Origin of the sequence: Vogesella sp. EB (genome assembly GCF_001037925.1) — a bacterium.
GTDB classification, from domain to species: Bacteria; Pseudomonadota; Gammaproteobacteria; order Burkholderiales; family Chromobacteriaceae; genus Vogesella; species Vogesella indigofera.
On the sequence record NZ_LFDT01000013.1, the window covers coordinates 1 to 20,693 of the forward strand.

Sequence of the window (20,693 nt, forward strand, 5' to 3'; positions counted from 1 at the left end):
GCGCAACAACGCGCCCAAACGCAATCCGCAGCAGGAGCCGAACGGCAACTACTTCCATGACGACGGCCCGCGCCAGCCAACGCTGACACTGCACGCACTGGGCATTTCGCCGACCGAAGATGCCCCGCTGCGCAAGCCGGCGGGCCAGCCGCGCAACGGCGGCAGCGGCAAACCGGCCGGCGGTGGTGGCAAGCCACGCCAGGGCGGCAGCGGCAAGCCGCGCCAGACCTCGGCGCTGTTCAGCCCGCCGAAGCGCTAAGCGCCAAGGTTGGCCGCAAACAAAAAACCACCGCAATGCGGTGGTTTTTTTCGTTTCGCGACTGCCGACAGCCTCAGCGCGACCACGCCGCCAGGTGCAGCGCCAGCCGCCGCAACATCGCCGCCGTGGCACCCCAGATGAAGTAGTCGCCGTAGCTGATCGCATAGTAGTGGCCGCTGAAGCCATCGCGTTGCACCGCATGGCGCTGGTAGGCGGCGACATCCATCAGGTGCGCCAGCGGCACGAAGAACACCTCGTCGACCTCGTCCGGTGCCGGCACCGGCTGGAACGGCTGCGCCAGCAGGCCCAGTACCGGCGTCACCTCGTAGCCGGTGATGGTGACGTAGGGCGGCATCACCCCGGCCAGCTGCACCAGCGCCGGCGAGAGGCCGACCTCTTCCTCCGCCTCGCGCAAGGCGGCACTGGCCGCGTCCGCGTCCTGCGGTTCCAGTTTGCCGCCGGGCAGGCTGATCTGGCCGCCATGACTGCGCAGGTGCGCGGTACGCCGCGTCAGCAACACGCTGGGCTCACCCTGCTGCCAGACGATGGCCAACAATACCGCCGCCTGGCTGCGCGCCTGCGGCCGCGGCAACAGACCCTCGTCATCCACCGCCGCCGGCATCTGCGCCAGTGCCGCGGCAAACCAGGCGTGGGCACGCTCGAACTCGGCAGGCCACATCAGTTATCCCGTCCTTTCCGTTGCGCCGCCAGCTTGGGCAGCGACAGCTCGCCCCAGTGCGCCAGCAGGCGCAGCGCCACGCCGGCGACGAATACCAGTTGCACCGCCAGCAGATGATCCCAGCCGAAGCGACTAAGCACGAACAGCAGTGCCGCCACCACGATCGACACCGTACCGTAAAAATCCTTGTGCAGGATAAACGGCACGTCGTTGACCATCATGTCGCGCACGATGCCGCCGCCGACCGCGGTCACAAAGCCGAGCAGGATCACGCCGAAGGCATTGAGATGGAACTCCACTCCCAGCTTGGCCCCGGCCAGGCTGAACGCCACCAGGCCGATGGAGTCGGCGATGATGAACAGCGTGGTCAGCACCTCGTTCTCGCGCTTGTGCAGGCGCACCAGCCACGCCAGCAGCACCGTCAGCGCGATCACCACCAGATTGGTGTTATCCAGGAAAACCATCGGCATGCGACCAACCAGCATGTCGCGGATGATGCCACCGCCAATCGCGGTCAGCAGCGTGACAATCACCACCCCCAGCAGGTCGAGATGCTTGCGCACCCCCAGCAGATAGCCGGAAACGGCAAACGCCACCGTGCCGATGATCGAATAGCCGTCCAGATCCAGCAGCAAATCCATCCAGTTCATTATTTCGCTTCTGCAAAGAAAAACGCCAGGGAAACCTGGCGTTTGAACAGTCATGCCTGGCGTCTTAGCGACGCATCGAATCAAAGAAAGCCAGGTTGGTCTTGGTGGCCTTGATCTTGCCCAGCAAGAACTCCATCGCCTCCAGATCGTCCATCGGGTACAGCAGCTTGCGCAACACCCAGATACGCTGCAGCTGGTCCTGCTGGATCAGCAGCTCTTCGCGGCGGGTGCCGGAGCGGTTGATGTTGATCGCCGGGAAGGTGCGCTTCTCCGCCATGCGGCGGTCGAGGTGCAGTTCCATGTTGCCGGTACCCTTGAACTCCTCGAAGATCACGTCGTCCATGCGCGAACCGGTATCCACCAAGGCGGTAGCGATGATGGTCAGCGAGCCGCCTTCTTCGATATTACGTGCCGCACCGAAGAAACGCTTCGGACGCTGCAGCGCGTTGGCGTCGACACCGCCGGTCAGCACCTTGCCGGAGGACGGGATCACGGTGTTGTAGGCGCGAGCCAGACGGGTAATGGAGTCCAGCAGGATCACCACGTCCTTCTTGTGCTCGACCAGACGTTTCGCCTTCTCGATCACCATTTCGGCAACCTGCACGTGACGGGTGGCCGGTTCGTCGAAGGTCGAGGACACCACTTCGCCCTTCACCGAACGCTGCATCTCGGTCACTTCTTCCGGACGCTCGTCGATCAGCAGCACGATCATTTCCACTTCCGGATGGTTGGTGGTAATGGCGTGCGCGATGTGGGTCAGCATCACCGTCTTGCCAGACTTTGGCGGCGCCACCAGCAAGGCACGCTGGCCTTTGCCGATCGGCGCGATCAGGTCGATGATGCGGCTGGTGATGTTTTCTTCGGCCTTGATGTCGCGTTCCAGCACCAGACGTTCGGTCGGGAACAGCGGCGTCAGGTTTTCGAACAGGATCTTGTGCTTGGCCGCTTCCGGCGGGCCGCCGTTGACCTTGTCCACCTTGACCAGGGCAAAGTAACGCTCGCCCTCTTTCGGCGTGCGGATTTCGCCGTCGATGGTGTCGCCGGTATGCAGGTTGAAGCGGCGGATCTGCGACGGACTGACATAGATATCGTCAGGACCGGCCAGATAGGATGCTTCAGGGCTGCGCAGAAAGCCGAAACCGTCAGGCAGCACTTCCAGGGTGCCCTCACCGAAGATGCTTTCGCCTTTTTTGGCCTGATGCTTCAGGATGGCAAAGATGAGATCCTGCTTGCGCAGGCGGTTGGCACCGTCGATCTCGTTGGCGATGGCCATTTCTACGAGTTCGCTGACGTGCTGATGCTTGAGATCGGATAAATGCATGGTATGTGTGGCGTCGACCGGTAACGGGACAAAAAACGGGATGCGCTGCTAGTGAGTACGGGGGAAATCAGATGAGAATCGAGCGACCGTGTCAGGTCGCTCGACTTTTGAAGATCTGGCTTGAAGATAGCCGATCAGTACAGGCGTGTCAATTCAATCAGGCCAGGTTATTGTTCAGGAATTCAACCAGTTGCGTTTTGGACAAAGCGCCAACCTTGGTTGCGGCCACTTCGCCGCCCTTGAACAGCATCAGCGTCGGGATGCCACGGATGCCGAACTTCGGCGGAGTGGCTTCGTTCTGGTCGATATTCAGCTTGGCAACGGTCAGACGGCCCTGATATTCCTTGGCAACATCATCCAGGATCGGTGCAATCATCTTGCAGGGACCGCACCACTCGGCCCAGTAATCCACCAGCACCGGCTGCTCGGACTTAAGTACTTCTTGTTCGAAAGAATCATCAGTCACATGCAGGATCAGGTCGCTCATCGTCTTCCTCTCGAAGTCTGTCAATTTCAGGTTTGATGGGCGATGGTAGCAATACCCGGCACAGGCAGCAAGCCTTGACAGGGGCTGTTTCAACACACCGCGCACGACAAGCACAGAGAGAACAAACACTGTCGGACAATAGGCGGTTATAATGCGCGCTTGCTTGAAAATAACGAAGGATTCAACATGGGTTTCTTGCAGGGTAAAAAGATCCTGATTACCGGCATGATTTCTAACCGGTCGATTGCCTACGGTATCGCGCAGGCCTGTCACCGTGAGGGCGCGGAACTGGCGTTCACTTATGTCGTAGACAAACTGGAAGACCGCGTCCGCGAAATGGCCGCCGACTTCGGCAGCACACAGGTATTCCGCTGCGACGTACAGAACGATCAGGAAATCGAGCAGCTGTTTGCTGACCTTGGCAAGGAATGGGACGGCCTCGACGGCCTGGTACACGCCATTGCATTCGCCCCGCGCGAGTCGCTGGAAGGCGATTTTCTCGACGCACTGACCCGCGAAGCATTCCAGACCGCACACGACGTGTCGGCCTACAGCTTCCCGGCGCTGGCCAAGGCCGCCCGTCCGATGATGCAGGGCCGCAACGGCGCGCTGCTGACCCTGTCCTACCTCGGCGCGGTGCGTGCGATCCCGAACTACAACGTGATGGGTCTGGCCAAGGCCAGCCTGGAGGCTTCGGTCCGCTTCATGGCAGCTAGCCTGGGCAAGGACGGCATCCGCGTGAACGCCATTTCCGCCGGCCCGATCAAGACCCTGGCCGCAGCCGGCATCTCCGGCTTCGGCAAGCTGCTGTCGATGGCGGCCAACCAGTCCTGCCTGCGCCGCAACGTGACCACAGAAGAAGTCGGCAACACCGCTGCCTTCATGCTGTCCGACCTGGCGTCGGGCATCACTGGTGAAATCACCTATGTCGATGGCGGTTTCAGCATCAACTCGCTGAACGTACCGGACGCATAAGCAGACGCCGGCAGGCGGTGCGAGACAGCACTGCTCGCCGGCAATGAAATCGCAGTCGATGGCGCGATGAGTGCCGCAGCAGCGTCATCGCCCCGCCTTGCAGAGCATACGCTTTTCAAGGACACGCGCGAAAAACAGGAGGCATCAACTACCCCGGTAGTGATGCCTCTTGTCGCATCCAACCCGCCCTCGCCCCCCCCCCACAGCAACACGCCTGCTGAGCATCGCCGGCAGGCAGCGGACCAGCCATCGCCCGCACCCGCTCTCGCCGCCGCGCCTGCCGCCAACGCCATTCAGTTGCCACACCCCGCAACGACACAACAGCGGCGACAGCTGTCACTTGCCTGCAACTGAATAACACCCATAAAAAAACCGGCACAGAAACCTGTGCCGGTTTTTTGTCCTGCCAGCTGAAACTTACTGGGCAGCGGAAGCAGCAGGGGCGGCGGCAGCACCGGCACCACCAATTGTTTCCATAACTTTCCACTCACCGCCTTCAACCTTGTACACGGTGATACCGCCGTCTTTCAGGTCGCCGTTCTGGTCGTAGGACCAGGCTGCGGAAGTCACGCCGGAGTAGTTGATCGCGGCCAGTTTCGGCAGGTAGTCAGCCGGCTTGACCGAATCCGCTTCTTTCATCGCCGCAATGATCACGCGAGTCGCGTCGTAGCCGTATGGCGAGTAGGTTGCCACGTCAGCGTTGAAGCGAGCCTTGTAACGGGTGGCGTAGTCGCCGCCCTTAGGCATTTTTTCCAGCGGCAGGCCAGCCAGCGAGGCGATGGTGCCTTCGGCTTCCTTGCCAGCCAGCTTCAGGAAGGTCGGGGTCTTGGTCATTTCGCCGGATACCAGCGGTGCCTTCAGGCCCAGACGCTTCATCTGCTTGGCCATCGGGGCAGACTGCGCATCGGCGCCACCGAAGAACACCTCGTCAGGTGCAGTGCCCTTGATCGAGGTGATGATGGCGGCAAAGTCGGTTGCCTTGTCGTTGGTGAACTCGCGCTTCACGACTTCGCCACCAGCGGCCTTGACTGCCTTCTCGAATTCGTCAGCCAGACCCTGGCCATAAGCGGTACGGTCGTCAACGATGACGATCTTCTTGGCGGCCAGCTTCTCAACCACGAACTTGCCCATTACCGAACCCTGCTGGGTATCGGAGGTCATGGAGCGGAAAGTGGTCTTGTAACCTTGCTGGGTGAAAGCCGGGGCAGTCGCCATGGCCACTTGTGGCAGGCCTGCGTCGGAGTAGATCTTGGACGCCGGGATCGAGGTACCGGAGTTGAAGTGACCAACAATGCCGCTTACCTGGTTGTCGACGAATTTCTGCGCCAGCTGGGTCGCAGTTTTCGGGTCGGCCTGGTCGTCTTCTGCCACCAGTTCGAAGGTCACCGGCTTACCGCCGATGGTTGGCTTCTCGGCGTTGGCATCTTCGATCGCCAGGGTCACGCCGTTTTTGTACTCTTCACCGTAGTGCGACTGTGGGCCGGTCAGTGGCGCGGCAAAGCCGAGCTTCACGACTTCACCAGCAGCAGCGCCGGATTGAGCGGCAGATGCGTCGGCCGGGGCTTCTTCTTTATTGCCGCACGCAGCCAAAGTCAGCGCAGCAGCAACAGCGAGGGAAAGGCGGGTCATTTTGGTCAGTTGCATGTTTCTCTTCTCTAGTTATGTCAGGGAAAGACATCGGAACGATTGTGCCGCTCCAAGGCAAAATGCCAAGGTTGGCCGCATTATTCCAATGCGGCCAACCTCAGGCAAGTCTGATTAGTCACCAATGCTCATCAGGCTGGCATTACCGCCTGCAGCTGTGGTGTTTACGCTCACTGCGCGCTCCACAACCAGGCGATGCAGGTTGTAGCCGTCCTCATCCGCTGTCAGCAACGGGATCAGCGCACCGTCACGCTGCGCCAGGGTCTGGCGCAGGCGGTCGGCGGCATCGCCCTCGTACAGCACGGCCGTCACGTCGGCGCTGGCGACATCGCCGCCCTTGGCCACGAAGAAGCCGGCCAGCGTCGCCGGCAAGGCGGCGGTCAGCGCACCGTCCAGCAGCACTGCGCTGTTGCCGGTGGCAAACACCGCCACCAGTTGCTGCAGCAGGCCTTCCAGCGTCAGCGCCAGGCAACCGACGCGGCCGCGGGCGGCGAAGTGCAGGCTGTTGCGCTCGCCGGTCGGGCCTGGCAGCGTCACCATATTCGCCAGCGGCGTGTGGCGGCGGGCATAGGCGATGGCTTCGCGCAGACGGGTCTGGGCGGTCGCGTCAGGCAGTACCTGACCCAGCACGCCCTGCAGGCGGTCCAGCTCGGACAGCGCCGGCACCACCGGGTTGGCCGCCAGTTCCGGATTCCAGCTGGCGCCGCTGAGGCGGTAGACATAGAACGGGCCGCCGGCCTTCGGACCGGTACCGGACTTGCCTTCACCACCGAACGGCTGCACACCGACCACGGCGCCAACGATGTTGCGGTTGACGTAGACGTTGCCGACCTTGATGCGGGCGACGATGTTGTCGATGGATTCGTCGATACGGCTGTGGATGCCGTGGGTCAGGCCGTAGCCGGTGGCATTGATTTCATCCACCACGCGGTCGATATCCTGCGCCGAGAAGCGGATCACGTGCAGCACCGGGCCGAACACCTCGCGTTGCAGCAGGCTGACGCTGTCGATCTCGAACAGGGTCGGCGCCACGAAGGTGCCGTCGGCACACTCCGGCGTCAGCCGCGCCTGGTAGCAGTCGCGCGCCTTGGTTTTCATGCTGTCGATGTGACGCAGCAGGCCCTGCTGCGCTTCGGCGTCGATCACCGGGCCGATATCGGTTTCCAGCAGCGCCGGGTTGCCGACACGCAGCTCGTCCATCGCGCCCTTGATCATGGTGATGACCTTGTCGGCGATGTCCTGCTGCAGGTACAGCACGCGCAGTGCCGAGCAGCGCTGGCCGGCGGAGTCGAAGGCGGACGACATCACGTCGGCCACCACCTGCTCCGGCAGCGCCGAGCTGTCGACGATCATCGCATTCTGGCCGCCGGTTTCGGCGACCAGCGGCACTTCGCCGCTGCGCTTGGCCAGGGTACGGTTGATCAGCTGTGCCACCTCGGTGGAGCCGGTAAAGATCACGCCCTTGACGCGCTCGTCGCGGGTCAGCGCGGCGCCGACCACTTCGCCACGGCCCGGCAGGAACTGCAGCGCACCGGCCGGCACGCCAGCCTGATGCAGCAGCTGCACGGCCAAACCGGCGATCAGCGCGGTCTGCTCGGCCGGTTTGGCCAGTACCACGTTGCCGGCGGCCAGCGAGGCCACCACTTCGCCGATGAAGATCGCCAGCGGGAAGTTCCACGGGCTGATGCACACCACCGGGCCCAGTGCCGGGTGGGTCTGGTTGTCGAATTCGCGACGCACCTGTGCCGCGTAGTAACGGCAGAAATCGACCGCCTCGCGCACTTCGGCGATGGCGTTGGCAAAGGTCTTGCCCGCTTCGCGCACGGCCAGCCCCATCAGGGTGGCCATATGCTGTTCCATCAGGTCAGCCATGCGTTCCAGGCAGGCGGCGCGCTCGGCCGGCGCGGTGGCGGCCCATTGCGGCGCAGCCAATACTGCCTGCTGCAAGGCCAGCTCGACATCGGCGGCGCTGGCTTCCTGGATGGTGCCGACCACGTCCTGCAGGTTGGCCGGGTTCAGCACGTTCTGCGCCACGCCTTCACTCAGCGGGCCTGCGGCCAACATCGGCTTCAGGTGCAGGCTCTGCGCGGCACCGGCATTCAGCGCGTCGTTCAGTTGTTGCAGCACATGCTCGTTGGACAGGTCCATGCCCAGCGAGTTGAGACGCTCGGCACCGTACAGGGTACGTGGCAGGGTGATCTTGCGATGCGGCTCGCCGCCCTGGCGCAGCGCTTCGGCGACCGGGTCTTCCACCAGCTCGTCGATGGACACGCTCTCGTCAACGATGCGGTTCACGAACGAGGAGTTGGCCCCGTTCTCGAGCAGGCGGCGCACCAGATAGGCGAGCAGGGTTTCGTGCGAACCGACCGGCGCGTAGATGCGGCACGGCTTGTCGAGGTTGTCGGCACCGACCACCTGGTCGTACAGGCTCTCGCCCATGCCGTGCAGGCACTGGAATTCGTAGTCCTTGCCGGCGGCAAGGTGGTACACCGCGGACAGGGTGTAGGCGTTGTGCGAGGCAAACTGCGGATAGATCGCGTCCTGTGCCGCCAGCAGGCGCTTGGCGCAGGCGAGGTAGGACACGTCGGTGTAGACCTTGCGGGTGTACACCGGGTAGCCGTCGAGGCCGTCGACCTGGGCGCGCTTGATCTCGGCATCCCAGTAGGCGCCCTTCACCAGCCGCACCATGAAGCGGTGCTTGCTGCGACGGGCGAGGTCGATCAGGTAGTCGATCACGTACGGACAGCGCTTCTGGTAGGCCTGCACCACGATGCCGATACCTTCGAAACCGTCCAGATCCGGATCATTGGCCAGCGCTTCGATCAGGTCGAGCGAGATCTCCAGACGATCGGCTTCTTCGGCGTCGATGTTAAGGCCGATGTCGTACTGCTTGGCCAGCAGGAACAGCTGTTTCAGACGTGGCAGCAGTTCCGCCATCATCCGCTCGTGTTTCATGCGTGCGTAACGCGGGTGGATCGCCGACAGCTTCACCGAGATGCCGGGGCCCTGGTAAATGCCGCGACCGTTGGATTCCTTGCCGATGGCGTGGATGGCGACTTCGTAGTCACGCAGGTAACGCTGTGCGTCGGCCTCGGTCATCGCCGCTTCGCCCAGCATGTCGTAGCTGAAGCGGTAGCCCTTGGCTTCGCGCTCACGGCCATTGACCAGTGCCTCGTCGATGGTCTCGCCGGTCACGAACTGCTTGCCCAGCATGCGCATCGCCAGATCGACACCCTTGCGGATCAGCGGCTCGCCACCCTTGGCGATCAGGCGGGTCAGGGCCGAGGACAGGCCGTGTGCACTGTGCGACGACACCAGCTTGCCGGTGACCAGCAGGCCCCAAGCGGCGGCGTTGACGAACAGCGAGGAACTGTTGCCCAGATGGGATTTCCAGTCGCCGCCGGAAATCTTGTCGCGGATCAGGCGATCGGCGGTAACGCGGTCCGGGATGCGCAGCAGCGCTTCGGCCAGGCACATCAGCGCCACGCCTTCCTGGCTGGAGAGAGAGAACTCATGCATCAGCGCGTCAACACCGCTGGATTTGGTGCGCTCGCTGCGCACTTTCGAAACCAGTTTGGCGGCCAGGGTCTTGACCGAGGTCACCTGCTCGGACGACATCTGCGCCTCGGCGGTCAGTGTCTTGACGCAAGCCTGCTCGTCACGGCGATAGGCTGCCGTAATGGCGTCACGGAGTGCGGTTTGTTTGCGCGCGAATGCCTGAAACTGCATGAGAACTCACCTCTATCAATTTTATTTGCCAACTTGCCTATTGTATACAATCTAAAATTAACTTGTTGGACAATATAAAATATAACGCAAGAACGTTTTCGCCTGCGATCGAAACGCAACAAAAATATAGCCCACCCTTCGGCGACCGCAACAGCAACGCAACACTGCCCCTCCCTGCCCTTACCCATTCATGGCAAGATCATCATCCCGCACCCGCCCGGAAAACCCCGCCATGAGCAACGCCCTGCTGCTATTCAGCCTCGCCGCCGCCGTCCTCACCGTCACCCCCGGCCTTGATACCGCACTGGTGTTGCGCACCGCGATCAACGAAGGGCGTCGCACCGCCTGGCTGGCCGGCATCGGCATCTGCGGCGGCGTGCTGTTGTGGGGGCTGCTGGTGGCCATTGGCCTCGGTGCACTGCTGGCGGCATCGGAAACCGCCTATACCGCGCTACGCCTTGGCGGCGCGCTGTGGCTACTGTGGCTGGGCTGGCAACTGCTACGTGGCCGCAACTCCTCACTGGGCGAGCCGGACGTGCAGCGCACGGCGGCCAGCGGCTGGCAATGGCTGTGGCGCGGCGTGCTAACCAACCTGCTCAACCCCAAGGTCGGCCTGTTCTACGTCACCTTTCTGCCGCAGTTCATCACCCCCGGCGAGGACGTGTTTACCCTCAGCGTGCTGATGGCGCTGATCCACGCATTGATGGGGGTACTGTGGTTCGGCGTGCTGGCGCTAGTGGCGGCACGCGCCGGCGCCTGGCTGCGCTCGCCACGACTGCAGCGCCTGCTCGACCGCGTGCTCGGCCTCGCCTTCGTCGGCTTTGGCCTGCGTATGGCGCTGAACCGCTAGCCGCCCTCGTCCACAGCCGGCAAAACTGCGACAATCGTGGCCATGCCCGTCCGTCAAGCGCATCGGCCTTGGCGTGATGCGCTTGGCGCAACTGCAGCCGTCCCGCAGGCGACCTCGCTGTCACTGCTCGCATCGTTTGCCACCCTATATATGGTGTAGCCATGCAAGTGGCGCCCTGCCCGGGCCGGCTACTGCATGACCAGCCGAACGATTTCATGTTCTGCAACTGAAGCAAGCTCTCCACTTGCAGCCAACCTTGCCGCCACCGCATCAAGGTTGGCCGCAACCATCCGATCCTTACCTGTCGAACCAGCATGCCCTTCACCCTGCAACACGCGGTCCATAGCGAGATCGAGATCAAGAAAAGCCGCTTCCTCGGCTGTGTCGAGCCGATGGCGGACCGCGAAGCCGCGCTGGCACGCATCGCGGCGCTGAAAGCGGCACACCCGGCGGCAGCGCATGTCTGCTGGGCGCTGATGGCCGGCGGCCACTCCGCGGCCAACGACGACGGCGAACCGTCCGGCACTGCCGGTCGGCCGATGCTGGAGGTGCTGCGCCACCAGCAGCTGGAGGGCGTGCTGGCCAGCGTGGTGCGCTACTACGGCGGCGTGAAGCTCGGCGCCGGCGGCCTGGTGCGCACCTACACCGACAGCGTCGCCAGCGCGCTGGGACAGGCGGTGCGGCTGCCACTGATCCGCCAGCAGCAGCTGCAGTGCCTCGCGCCCTACCCGCTGGAAGGCAGGCTGCGCCGCCTGCTGCAGGCGGCTGATGCGCAATTGCTGGCGGTAGAGCATGGCGCGGCAGTGCTGCTCAGCTTCAGCATTGCCGAGTCACAGAGCGCGGCACTGATCGCCAGCCTCAACGAGGCCTGCCACGGCCAGCTGCAGTGGCCGGGCGCGGACTGAAAAGAAAACGGCCCGCAGTGGCGGGCCAAATTGCGACAGGATTGCAGGGACTATCAGCGAAACAGGATGCAACAAGGCAAGCTTAGTCCCGCAAGATTAATGTTCCGTGACAGCCGGTGACGGTGCATTGCGCGCGGCCACACGCTGGCCGCGGGCGTAGATCATTTCCAGCAACTTGCTGCGCGAGGCGATGTGGTGATCCAGATGCCACTCGCGGATCAGTTGCAGCGCGGTATCGAAATACGGCTCGCCCAGATCATGCAGCGGCTGCAACTGGAACGGCTTGCCGGTCTGCAGGCTGAACGCCAGCTGCAGCAGGATTTCGACCTGGGCCGCATCCTGCCCGGACTGCAGGTACAAACGGATTTTCTTTGCTGCGTTCATCTTGCTCCTCGCCACCACCATGACCGTCCGCGCCAGCCACACTGGCGCAATATGAACCGTCATTTATCCTGAACGAATAGCACATCAATATGAAACAAAGCGTCAGCGCTTGCAACCTTGACGCAACAGATATCGATAAAACAGCAACGCACGGTCACAAGCGGGCAGATACACTGAGTATTGTCCACCACGCCATTAATGGAGGCACCGATGCTGAAATATCTGACCCCGCTGCTGCTGGCGGCACTGCTCAGCGGCTGCGCCAGCCTGTCGCGACCACAGCCGGAAGTGCAACTGGCCGACATTCAGCCCACCGGCAAGGCCACGCTGTTCGAGCAGGAGTTCGAGGTCACGCTACGCATCAGCAACCCGAACCAGCAGCCGCTCAGCGCGCAGGGGCTGCGCTTCAATGTCAGCCTCGACGGCGATAACTTTGCCCGCGGCGCCAGCAGCCAGCCGTTCAGCATCCCGGCACTGGGCAACGATACCGTCAAGGTGCTGCTGCACACCTCGCTCTCCGGCTGGCTGAAGCAGCTGGGCAAACTGGCGGGCAACCATACGGCGCTACGCTACGAGATTGACGGCACCGTGTTCGGCGTCGGCGGGCTAGGGGACATGCCGTTCCGCAGCAAGGGCGACTGGCAGCTGCCGGGGCAGTAGCACAAACGCAAAAAAGCCAGCTGCAGGCAGCTGGCTTTTTCAATACTGGCGGAGAGAGGGGGATTCGAACCCCCGTCAGGGTATTACCCTGAACACGCTTTCCAGGCGTGCGACTTCAACCACTCATCCACCTCTCCGTGAGGCGTACTGCAATATCGCACCGCCACAGCGGCACGATGGAAATCTGGCGGAGAGAGGGGGATTCGAACCCCCGTCAGGGTATTACCCTGAACACGCTTTCCAGGCGTGCGACTTCAACCACTCATCCACCTCTCCTAGATGGCCTATCACCGGCGTTTCCGCTCAAGCAACAGAGGAGGCGCATTGTATAAGCGAGTCGGCCGTTGCGCAAGTTTTTTATGCGGTACGGGCGAGACAACGCTAAAATTGGCCGATCGATTCTCTACTGGTGGTTCTCCCGATGCGCATTGCACTTGCCCAGTTCAACCCGGTTGTCGGCGACATCGCCGGCAACACCCGCAAAATCCTCGAGCTGGCCAAGACGGCCATGGCACAGGGTGCCGACGTACTGGTCACGCCGGAGCTGGCACTGACCGGCTACAGCCCGGAAGACCTGCTGCTGCGCGAACACTTCTACCGCGCCATCTACGCCGGCCTCGACGAACTGGAAATGCTGGACGGCATCACGCTGGTGATCGGCCACCCTGCCCGCCTCGGCCACGAGCGCTTCAACGCCGCCACCGTGCTGCGGGATGGCCATAGATTGGGCCAGTACCACAAGATGCTGCTGCCCAATAACGAAGTGTTCGACGAGTGCCGCTACTTCACTCCCGGCGCCGCGCCACTGGTGTTCGAGCAGAACGGCGTCAAGGTCGGCATCATCATCTGCGAGGACGGCTGGTCGGTAGAGCCGGCGGCCGAAGCCGCCGATGCCGGCGCCGAGGTCATCGTGTCGCTGAACGCGTCGCCGTTCCACCGCAACAAGATCGCCACCCGCCACGAGGTGATGCGCTACCGGGTGCAGGAAACCGGCCTGCCGATGGCCTACGTCAACCTCACCGGCGGCCAGGATGAACTGGTGTTCGACGGCGCCTCCTTCGCGCTGAACAAAGCCGGCGAAGTGGTGGCGCAGGCCGCCGCCTACGACGACGAACTGCTGCTGCTGGATGTGGTGGATGGCGACATCGTTGCGGCCAACCTTGCGCCGCTGCCGGACGAACTGGAGAGCGCGTACCGCGCCCTGGTGGTCGGCGTGCGCGACTACATCACCAAGAACGGCTTCCCCGGCGCCCTGCTGGGCCTGTCCGGCGGCATCGACTCCGCGCTGACGCTGGCCATTGCGGTGGACGCGCTGGGCGCCGACAAGGTACACGCGGTAATGATGCCGTCACGCTACACCGCCGACATCAGCGTCGACGACAGCCGCGACATGGTGCAGCGCGTCGGCGTGAAGTACGACGAGATCGAAATCTGGCCGATGTACGAAAGCTTCATGAACGCGCTGGCGCCGTCGTTTGCCGGCCTCCCAGCCGACACCACCGAGGAAAACCTGCAGGCACGCATCCGCGGTACGCTGCTGATGGCGCTGTCCAACAAGTCCGGCAAGCTGGTGCTGACCACCGGCAACAAGTCGGAGATGACCACCGGCTACTGCACGCTGTACGGCGACATGGCCGGCGGCTTCGCGGTGCTGAAGGATGTGGCCAAGACGCTGGTATTCGCGCTGTGCCGCTGGCGCAATACCCAGGGCGAGATAATTCCGGAACGCATCATCACCCGGCCGCCGTCGGCGGAACTTCGCCCCGACCAGAAAGACCAAGACAGTCTGCCACCGTACGACGTGCTGGACGCGATCATGGAACGCTACGTCGAGCACAACCAGTCCGCCGCCGACATCGTCAAGGCCGGCTTTGCCGAGGCCGACGTGGCCAAGGTGGTGCGCCTGCTGAAGATCAACGAATACAAGCGCCGCCAGGCGCCGGTCGGACCGCGCATCACCCATCGCGGCTTCGGCAAGGACTGGCGCTACCCGATTACCAACCGCTTCAGCTGAACGCGGCCCCGCCGGGCGGGTCATAGCAACAGGGACAACCGCCCGCGCCAGTTAAGGATACGCATGAAACAAGCCCTACTCGGCCTGCTGCTGGCCGCCACGCTGCCGGCACACGCCGCCGCGCTGCCACAGTTCAAGGCCTTTATCGCAGGCACCAGGACCCTGGCCGCCGATTTCACCCAGACGGTGAGCGGCAAGCAGCGCCAGGAAACCGCACACGGCACCATGCAGATCCAGCGCCCCGGCAAGCTGCGCTGGACCTACGCCCAGCCGTTCGAGCAGCTGATCGTCGGCGACGGCAAGACGCTGTGGCTGTACGACAAGGAGCTAGCCCAGGTCACCCGCCGTGACCAGGCCGGCGCGCTGGGCAATTCGCCGGCGGCGCTGCTGGCCGGCAGCAACGCCATCGAGCGCGACTACCAGCTGCGCGAAGTCGGCAAGACCGGCAAGGTGGAATGGCTGGCCGCCAGCCCGAAAAAGGCCGACAACACGTTTGAATCGATCAAGATGGGCTTCACCGCCAACCAGCTGGTGGAAATGGAGCTGGCCGACAGCTTCGGCAATATCACCCGCATCCAGTTCAAGAACCTGCAGCGCAACGCCAAGGTCAACCCGGCACAGTTCCGCTTCACCCCGCCCGCCGGTGTCGACGTGGTCGGCGAGTAAGACGCCAACCGCAAAAAAGCCGGACCGCATGGTCCGGCTTTTTTTGCGCCTGCGGCCAACGTTGGCCGCAAGGGCTTACAGCAGCGGCGTCGCCGACAGCAGCAGACCGTCCTCGTCGACATACAGCCAGTGGCCGGGTACGAACTCCACCGCGCCAAAGGCCAGCACCAGATCGCGCTGCCCTTCATTGCGCTTCACGGTTTTCTTCGGGTTGGTATCCAGCGCACGCACACCGATATCCAGCGCGTTGATGGCCACCGAATCGCGGATGCAGCCATAAACCACCACCCCTTCCCAGCCGTTCTTCACCGCCAGCTCGGCAATCTGGTCGCCCAGCAACGCACAGCGTTTGGAGCCACCGCCATCGACCACCAGGATCTTGCCCTTCCCCGGCTCGGCCAGCACTTCGCGCACGCGGGTATTGTCCTCGTACACCTTCAGCGTCACCACCTGGCCGGCAAAGCGGGCGCGGCCGCCGTAGGCACGGAACATCGGCTCCACCACCGCCACGCGGCCCTCGTTGACGTCATAGAGGTCAGTTGTCAGAAAACTCATCAATTTCTCCTTTTCTCGGTTGTGCTCAGGCAATAAAAAGCCGCCTCTGCGGGCGGCTTGCTTGAAACGGGTTACCTCGGCAATCAGGCCGGTTGTACCGGCGTCAGCGACGCCAGCTCGGTCATCTGGTTGCGCTCGTCAACGAACACCAGCTTCGGCGTGTGGCTGGCCAGTTCGCTGTCTTCGTAGGCGGCGAACGAGGCGATGATCAGCAGGTCGCCGGGGGCGGCGCGGCGCGCGGCGGAACCGTTGACCGAGATCACGCCGGAACCGCGCTCGGCGCGGATGGCGTAGGTGGCGAAACGCTCGCCGTTGGTCACGTTCCAGATCTGCACTTCTTCGTATTCCTTGATGTCGGCCGCTTCCAGCAGGTTTTCATCAATGGCGCAGGAGCCGATGTAGTGCAGTTCGGCGTGGGTGGTGGTGACGCGGTGAAGCTTGGATTTCAGCATGGAACGCTGCATGGTTCGGTCTTCCTGTTGTTGCTTGCGGCGCGGCGGGTCAGCGCGCCACTTCGATATTGTCAATCAGCCGGGTGCGGCCCAGACGCGCCGCCGCCAGCACCACCAGCCGCGCCTCGCCGACGTGGGCGATCTCCAGCGTGTCGGCCTGGCGGATCTCGACATAGTCCACGCGCCAGCCGTGGCCGTTCAGCTCGTCGCAGGCGGCCTTTTCCAGCGCCGCATAATTGCTGTCACCGGCCTGCAGCGCCGCGCGGATGGCGGACAGCTGGCGGTACAGCCGCGGCGCCTCGGCGCGCTCGTCACTGCTGAGGTAGCCATTGCGTGACGACAGCGCCAAGCCGTCATCGGCGCGGCCGGTATCCACCGGCACGATCTCGATCGGCATGTTGAGGTCGTCGACCATGGCGCGGATCACGTGCAGTTGCTGGAAGTCCTTCTTGCCGAAGCAGGCGACGTCCGGCTGCACGATGTTGAACAGCTTGGCGACCACGGTGGCCACGCCGCGGAAGTGGCCGGGGCGGAAGGCACCGCACAGCTCGTTCTGGATATGCGGCGGCTCGACGTTGAAGTCCTGCTTGATGCGCGGATACAGCTCACGCTCGTCGGGGAAGAACAGCACCGCGACGCCGGCGGCGCGCAGCTTGTCGCCATCGGCCTCGAAGGTGCGCGGGTAGGCGTCGAAATCCTCGCCCTGGCCGAACTGCAGGCGGTTGACGAAGATGCTGACCACCACCTGTTCGGCGTGCTGCCGCGCGGTGGCAACCAGCGCCAGATGGCCTTCGTGCAGGTTGCCCATGGTCGGGACGAAGGCGACGCGGCCGGCGGTTTTGCGCCAGGCGCGCAGCTCGGCAATGCTACGGATGATTTGCATGGGACGGACTCAGAAACAGTGTTCGGGCGCCGGGAAAGTCTGTGCTTTCACCGCGGCGACATAGGCGCTGACCGCGCCCTGGATGCTTTGCGCCTCGGCCATGAAGTCCTTGACGAAACGCGCTTTCTTGCCCGGATACACGCCGAGCACGTCGTACAACACCAGCACCTGGCCGGAGACGTCGAGACCGGCACCGATGCCGATGGTCGGCACGCTGATCGCTTCGGTGATCTTCTTCGCCAGCACCGCCGGCACACACTCCATCAGCACCATGCTGGCACCGGCGTCGGCCAGCGCGCGGGCGTCAGCCATGATGCGCTCGGCATCGGATTCGCTCTTGCCCTGCACCTTGTAGCCGCCGAAGGTGTTGACGAACTGCGGGGTGAGGCCGATATGGGCGCACACCGGCACGCCGCGCTGCACCAGGAAGCGCACGGTTTCCGCCATGAAGGCGCCACCCTCGATCTTGACCATGTGTGCGCCTGCCTGCATCAGGCGCGCGGCATTGGCAAACGCCTGTGCCGGACTTTCCTGGTAGCTGCCGAACGGCATGTCGCCGAGCACCATCGCGTTCTTGCTGCCCTGCGCGACACAGCGGGTATGGTATTCCATCTGTTCCATGGTCACCGGCAGCGTCGAATCCCGCCCCTGCATCACCATGCCCAGCGAATCGCCGATCAGCAGGATGTCGACACCGGCGCCATCCAGCAGGCTGGCGAAGCTGGCGTCGTAACAGGTCAGCATGCTGATCTTGCGGCCTTCGGCGGCCATGGTCTGCAAAGTATTAACGGTTATTTTCATATTCTGTATTTCCTCGTTGCGTGCAGCTGCGACCGGGGTGCGGGTGACCACCCGGATACGCAGGGGCGGCCGCGGTGCGGAACTGATGGCTCCGCCTTCCGGCCGGGCAGGGTTCAGATACCCTTGTTGAAGTAACTGCGTTGGCCTCGCATCTCGCTGATGCAGCGCAACAATAGCCCGAAATCATCATCACCTTCAACCAAATCAAGATGATCGGTGTTGACGATCAACAGCGGCGCGCCCGCGTAGGCATGGAAAAACGTGCTGTAGGCGGCGTGTACGCGCTGGACATAGCCTGCCGGCAGCGGCGACATCGCGCCACTGGCCACCGCCCGCTCCAGCCGCTGCTGCACCGTTTCCGGCGACGCCTGCAGGTAGATCACCAGGTCCGGCACCGGGTGGGCGCGCAACACCGCCGGCGCGATACGGCGGTACAGCGCCAGCTCGTCGTCTTCCAGCGCCAGCTCGGCAAACAGCGCGTCCTTCTCGAACAGGAAGTCGGACACCAGCGGCGTCGCCAGCAGCTCGCCTTCCAGCATCGCGCGCGCGGCGTCGGCACGCTGCAACAGGAAGGACAGCTGGGTGGCCAGACCGTGATACGGGGGATTGCGGTAGAAACGCTCGAGAAACGGGTTCTGCTCCGCGGCTTCCGCCAGCAGGCGCACCGCCCAGTGATCCGCCAGCCGGCGCGCCAGGGCGGCCTTGCCGGAAGCAATGGGGCCTTCCACCACGACATAGCGCAGTTGCGTCATCACGTACTCCTTGGGAGGCAGCCGCTGCTGCCGGGGGTTATTTACTGCGCGGCAGGCGGCTGACACCGCTGCCATCGAGCGCGGCGGCAATGTCGCTGACCCGGCCCTGCGGCAACTGCCGCTCGGGCGCCATTTCCGCCAGCGGCAGCATCACGAAGGCACGCTCGTGCATGCGCGGGTGTGGCAGCGTCAAAAACTCGCTGTCGCGCGTGACACCGTCCATCAGCAGCAGATCGAGGTCCAGCACCCGCGGCGCGTTGCGGAAGCTGCGCACGCGGCCGAAGTCCTGCTCCAGCTGCAGCAGCTGCGCCAGCAGCGCTTCGGCGTCCAGCGTGGTGTCGACTTCGCACACCGCGTTGATGAAATCGGGTTGATCGGCGAAACCGACCGGGGCGGTGCGGTAGCAGGCGGAACGGCGCACCAGCCGCGTGGACGGCAATGCGGCCAACCTTTGCAGCGCCGCCTCCACCTGTTGCACCGGATTTTCCAGATTGCTGCCCAGCGCAATCACCGCCAGGGTCACGCCGGCTCCCCGCCACCCGCGGCGGCAGCCGGCTTGCGCCGGCGACGGCGCTTCTTGCGCTCCGGATTGGCGGCTTCGCCACCGCTGTTGCGCACGTCGTCGACCAGCTGCTGGCGCTCGGCGGTATCGCCGTTCTGGAAGTCTTCCCACCACTGCTGCAGCTCGCGCGGCACCTCGCCGGCATCGGCGCGCAGGCAGAAGAAGTCATAGGCGGCGCGGAAGCGCGGCTGCTCGACAAAGCGGAACGGGCGCTGCCCGGCACGGCTCTCGAAGCGCGGCTGCAGGAACCAGATCTCGCGCATGGTGGCAGAGAAGCGCTTCGGGATGGCAAAGTCGTTGTCCTGCAGCGTTTCCACTTCCGCCATCGCCTCGACCAGTGCCGCGATGTCGCGCTCACCCTGCTGCAGGCGCTGCTGCCAGCGGTTGCGCACCTGCGCCCACAGCATCGCCGCCAGCATGAAGCCGACCGAAACCGGCTTGTCGGCGCGCACGCGCTCGTCGGTATTGGCCAGCGCGTTCTTGAGGAAGGTCTCGCCACCCGGCTCGTCCATCACCGCATCCAGCAGCGGGAAGGTCCCCTGCGACAGGCCTTCGTCGCGCAGCATCTTCAGGCAGGCGTAGGCGTGGCCGGAGTGCAGCAGCTTCAGCAGCTCGTCGAACAACCGCGCCGGCGGCTCGTTGCGCAGCAGCGCAGCGTTGGCCGCAATCGGCTTGCGGGTATGTTCGTCGATGGTGAAATCCAGCTTGGCGGCCAGGCGAACCGCACGCAGCATGCGCACCGGGTCTTCCTGGTAACGGCGCGCCGGCTGGCCGATCATCACCAGCTTCCTGGCGCGCAGGTCTTTTACGCCGTGGTGATAGTCGATGATGGTTTCATCGGTCGGGTTGTAGAACAGCGCATTGACGGTGAAGTCGCGACGCAGCGCGTCCTCGACCTGGTTGCCGTAGGTGTTGTCCGCCATCACGCGACCGGTTTCGTTCTTGTTGGCGACTTCGCCGCCACGGAAGGTGGTCACCTCGATGGTTTCCGGCCCCATCATCACGTGCACGATGCGGAAGCGGCGGCCGATGATGCGCGAGCGGCGGAACAGGTGGTGCACCTGCTCCGGCGTGGCACTGGTGGCCACGTCGAAATCCTTGGGCGTGACTCCCAGCAGCAGGTCCCGCACCGCGCCACCGACGACATAGGCGGCGAAACCGGCGTCCTGCAGCCGCGATACCACACGCAGGGCGGCATGGCTGAGTGCGTCACGGCGCACGCCGTGCTGGGCCAGGGCAAGCACACGCGGCTTGCTCTTGTTGCCGGCCAGGCTGGCAGGCAAGTCGAAGATTCGACTGATGAGTTTACGGATCATCGGGGCTACACTGAGAAAGAAAAAAAGGACACAAAGTCCGCGTTCAGGCGGCGGATTATAGCGCGATTCGCAAAACTGGCTCCACCTGCCTGCCAATACCACCACCGGCAGCCGCACGCCGCGCCAGCTTGACAAGCGGCGCCGGCCTG

The 20,693-nt window shown here is 63.7% G+C and carries 20 protein-coding genes, 2 tRNA genes and 1 pseudogene; 7 read left to right on the forward strand and 16 right to left on the reverse strand.

What is annotated here, in order from left to right; translation table 11 throughout:
* Positions 1-259 (forward strand): annotated as a pseudogene (locus tag ACG97_RS17765) (hypothetical protein); the annotation flags it as partial.
* A 73-nt stretch (positions 260-332) separates the two neighbouring features.
* Here the strand turns inward: ACG97_RS17765 and ACG97_RS09275 are convergent.
* From ACG97_RS09275 to trxA, 4 genes are all read right to left on the reverse strand, one after another.
* Positions 333-938 (reverse strand): CoA pyrophosphatase, encoded by a 606-nt coding sequence (locus ACG97_RS09275; protein ID WP_047967080.1) that lies wholly within the window; start codon positions 936-938, stop codon positions 333-335.
* Positions 938-1,588: a trimeric intracellular cation channel family protein gene (locus ACG97_RS09280; protein WP_202902734.1), complete on the reverse strand. Its 651-nt coding sequence runs from the start codon at positions 1,586-1,588 to the stop codon at positions 938-940. The genes ACG97_RS09275 and ACG97_RS09280 overlap by 1 nt, the downstream gene beginning before the upstream one ends.
* Positions 1,589-1,652: 64 nt before the next feature.
* Positions 1,653-2,909, reverse strand: coding sequence for a transcription termination factor Rho (gene rho, locus ACG97_RS09285; RefSeq protein WP_047967081.1), 1,257 nt, complete (start codon positions 2,907-2,909; stop codon positions 1,653-1,655).
* A 157-nt stretch (positions 2,910-3,066) separates the two neighbouring features.
* Positions 3,067-3,396 (reverse strand): thioredoxin TrxA, encoded by a 330-nt coding sequence (gene trxA / locus ACG97_RS09290; protein WP_047967082.1) that lies wholly within the window; start codon positions 3,394-3,396, stop codon positions 3,067-3,069.
* A gap of 186 nt (positions 3,397-3,582) precedes the next feature.
* Here trxA and fabI point away from each other — a divergent pair, with 186 nt between their 5' ends.
* Positions 3,583-4,371: an enoyl-ACP reductase FabI gene (fabI, locus tag ACG97_RS09295; protein ID WP_047967083.1), complete on the forward strand. Its 789-nt coding sequence runs from the start codon at positions 3,583-3,585 to the stop codon at positions 4,369-4,371.
* 417 nt (positions 4,372-4,788) lie between these two features.
* Here fabI and ACG97_RS09300 read toward each other — a convergent pair whose 3' ends face one another.
* Together ACG97_RS09300 and putA are read right to left on the reverse strand one after the other, a co-directional pair.
* The gene (locus ACG97_RS09300; RefSeq protein ID WP_047967084.1) at positions 4,789-6,015 is read right to left on the reverse strand and encodes a branched-chain amino acid ABC transporter substrate-binding protein; all 1,227 of its coding nucleotides are present in this window, start codon (positions 6,013-6,015) and stop codon (positions 4,789-4,791) included.
* Positions 6,016-6,129: 114 nt separating this feature from the next.
* Complete coding sequence (putA, locus tag ACG97_RS09305) at positions 6,130-9,744, reverse strand: trifunctional transcriptional regulator/proline dehydrogenase/L-glutamate gamma-semialdehyde dehydrogenase (RefSeq protein ID WP_047967085.1); 3,615 nt, start codon at positions 9,742-9,744, stop codon at positions 6,130-6,132.
* A 232-nt stretch (positions 9,745-9,976) separates the two neighbouring features.
* On the opposite strand from putA, the gene ACG97_RS09310 reads away from it, so the two are divergent.
* On the forward strand, positions 9,977-10,594 hold the full coding sequence (locus tag ACG97_RS09310) for a LysE family translocator (protein WP_047967086.1): 618 nt from the start codon (positions 9,977-9,979) through the stop codon (positions 10,592-10,594).
* A 314-nt stretch (positions 10,595-10,908) separates the two neighbouring features.
* Complete coding sequence (locus tag ACG97_RS09315) at positions 10,909-11,499, forward strand: YigZ family protein (RefSeq protein ID WP_047967087.1); 591 nt, start codon at positions 10,909-10,911, stop codon at positions 11,497-11,499.
* Positions 11,500-11,595: 96 nt separating this feature from the next.
* Here the strand turns inward: ACG97_RS09315 and ACG97_RS09320 are convergent, their stop codons facing one another.
* Positions 11,596-11,946, reverse strand: a complete 351-nt coding sequence (locus ACG97_RS09320) for a hypothetical protein (protein ID WP_156168006.1) — start codon at positions 11,944-11,946, stop codon at positions 11,596-11,598.
* 147 nt (positions 11,947-12,093) lie between these two features.
* Here ACG97_RS09320 and ACG97_RS09325 point away from each other — a divergent pair, with 147 nt between their 5' ends.
* Positions 12,094-12,543 (forward strand): LEA type 2 family protein, encoded by a 450-nt coding sequence (locus ACG97_RS09325; RefSeq protein WP_238377304.1) that lies wholly within the window; start codon positions 12,094-12,096, stop codon positions 12,541-12,543.
* Positions 12,544-12,589: 46 nt separating this feature from the next.
* On the opposite strand, the gene ACG97_RS09330 is transcribed toward ACG97_RS09325, so the two are convergent.
* Positions 12,590-12,680: transfer RNA gene (locus ACG97_RS09330), tRNA-Ser, on the reverse strand.
* A 48-nt stretch (positions 12,681-12,728) separates the two neighbouring features.
* Positions 12,729-12,819 (reverse strand) — tRNA-Ser (locus tag ACG97_RS09335).
* Between the two features lie 145 nt (positions 12,820-12,964).
* Here ACG97_RS09335 and ACG97_RS09340 point away from each other — a divergent pair.
* Positions 12,965-14,557 carry an NAD+ synthase gene (locus ACG97_RS09340; RefSeq protein ID WP_047967088.1) on the forward strand — a complete coding sequence of 531 codons (1,593 nt, stop codon included), beginning with the start codon at positions 12,965-12,967 and terminating at the stop codon, positions 14,555-14,557.
* A gap of 63 nt (positions 14,558-14,620) precedes the next feature.
* Complete coding sequence (lolA, locus tag ACG97_RS09345) at positions 14,621-15,223, forward strand: outer membrane lipoprotein chaperone LolA (protein ID WP_047967089.1); 603 nt, start codon at positions 14,621-14,623, stop codon at positions 15,221-15,223.
* Positions 15,224-15,298: 75 nt separating this feature from the next.
* Here lolA and rraA read toward each other — a convergent pair whose 3' ends face one another.
* From rraA to pcnB, 7 genes are all read right to left on the reverse strand, one after another.
* A complete protein-coding gene (gene rraA, locus ACG97_RS09350) occupies positions 15,299-15,778 on the reverse strand; it encodes a ribonuclease E activity regulator RraA (protein WP_047967090.1) in 480 nt (159 codons plus the stop codon).
* Positions 15,779-15,861: 83 nt separating this feature from the next.
* Entirely contained in the window at positions 15,862-16,242 is a 381-nt protein-coding gene (gene panD / locus ACG97_RS09355; RefSeq protein ID WP_047967091.1) for an aspartate 1-decarboxylase, read from the reverse strand.
* A gap of 37 nt (positions 16,243-16,279) precedes the next feature.
* Complete coding sequence (panC, locus tag ACG97_RS09360) at positions 16,280-17,113, reverse strand: pantoate--beta-alanine ligase (protein WP_047967092.1); 834 nt, start codon at positions 17,111-17,113, stop codon at positions 16,280-16,282.
* Positions 17,114-17,122: 9 nt separating this feature from the next.
* Positions 17,123-17,914 carry a 3-methyl-2-oxobutanoate hydroxymethyltransferase gene (gene panB, locus ACG97_RS09365; RefSeq protein ID WP_047967093.1) on the reverse strand — a complete coding sequence of 264 codons (792 nt, stop codon included), beginning with the start codon at positions 17,912-17,914 and terminating at the stop codon, positions 17,123-17,125.
* A gap of 113 nt (positions 17,915-18,027) precedes the next feature.
* Positions 18,028-18,666, reverse strand: a complete 639-nt coding sequence (locus ACG97_RS09370; RefSeq protein WP_047967094.1) for a deoxynucleoside kinase — start codon at positions 18,664-18,666, stop codon at positions 18,028-18,030.
* 37 nt (positions 18,667-18,703) lie between these two features.
* On the reverse strand, positions 18,704-19,189 hold the full coding sequence (gene folK / locus ACG97_RS09375; protein WP_047967095.1) for a 2-amino-4-hydroxy-6-hydroxymethyldihydropteridine diphosphokinase: 486 nt from the start codon (positions 19,187-19,189) through the stop codon (positions 18,704-18,706).
* Complete coding sequence (gene pcnB, locus ACG97_RS09380) at positions 19,186-20,544, reverse strand: polynucleotide adenylyltransferase PcnB (RefSeq protein ID WP_047967096.1); 1,359 nt, start codon at positions 20,542-20,544, stop codon at positions 19,186-19,188. The genes folK and pcnB overlap by 4 nt, the downstream gene beginning before the upstream one ends.
* Positions 20,545-20,693: the final 149 nt, after the last annotated feature.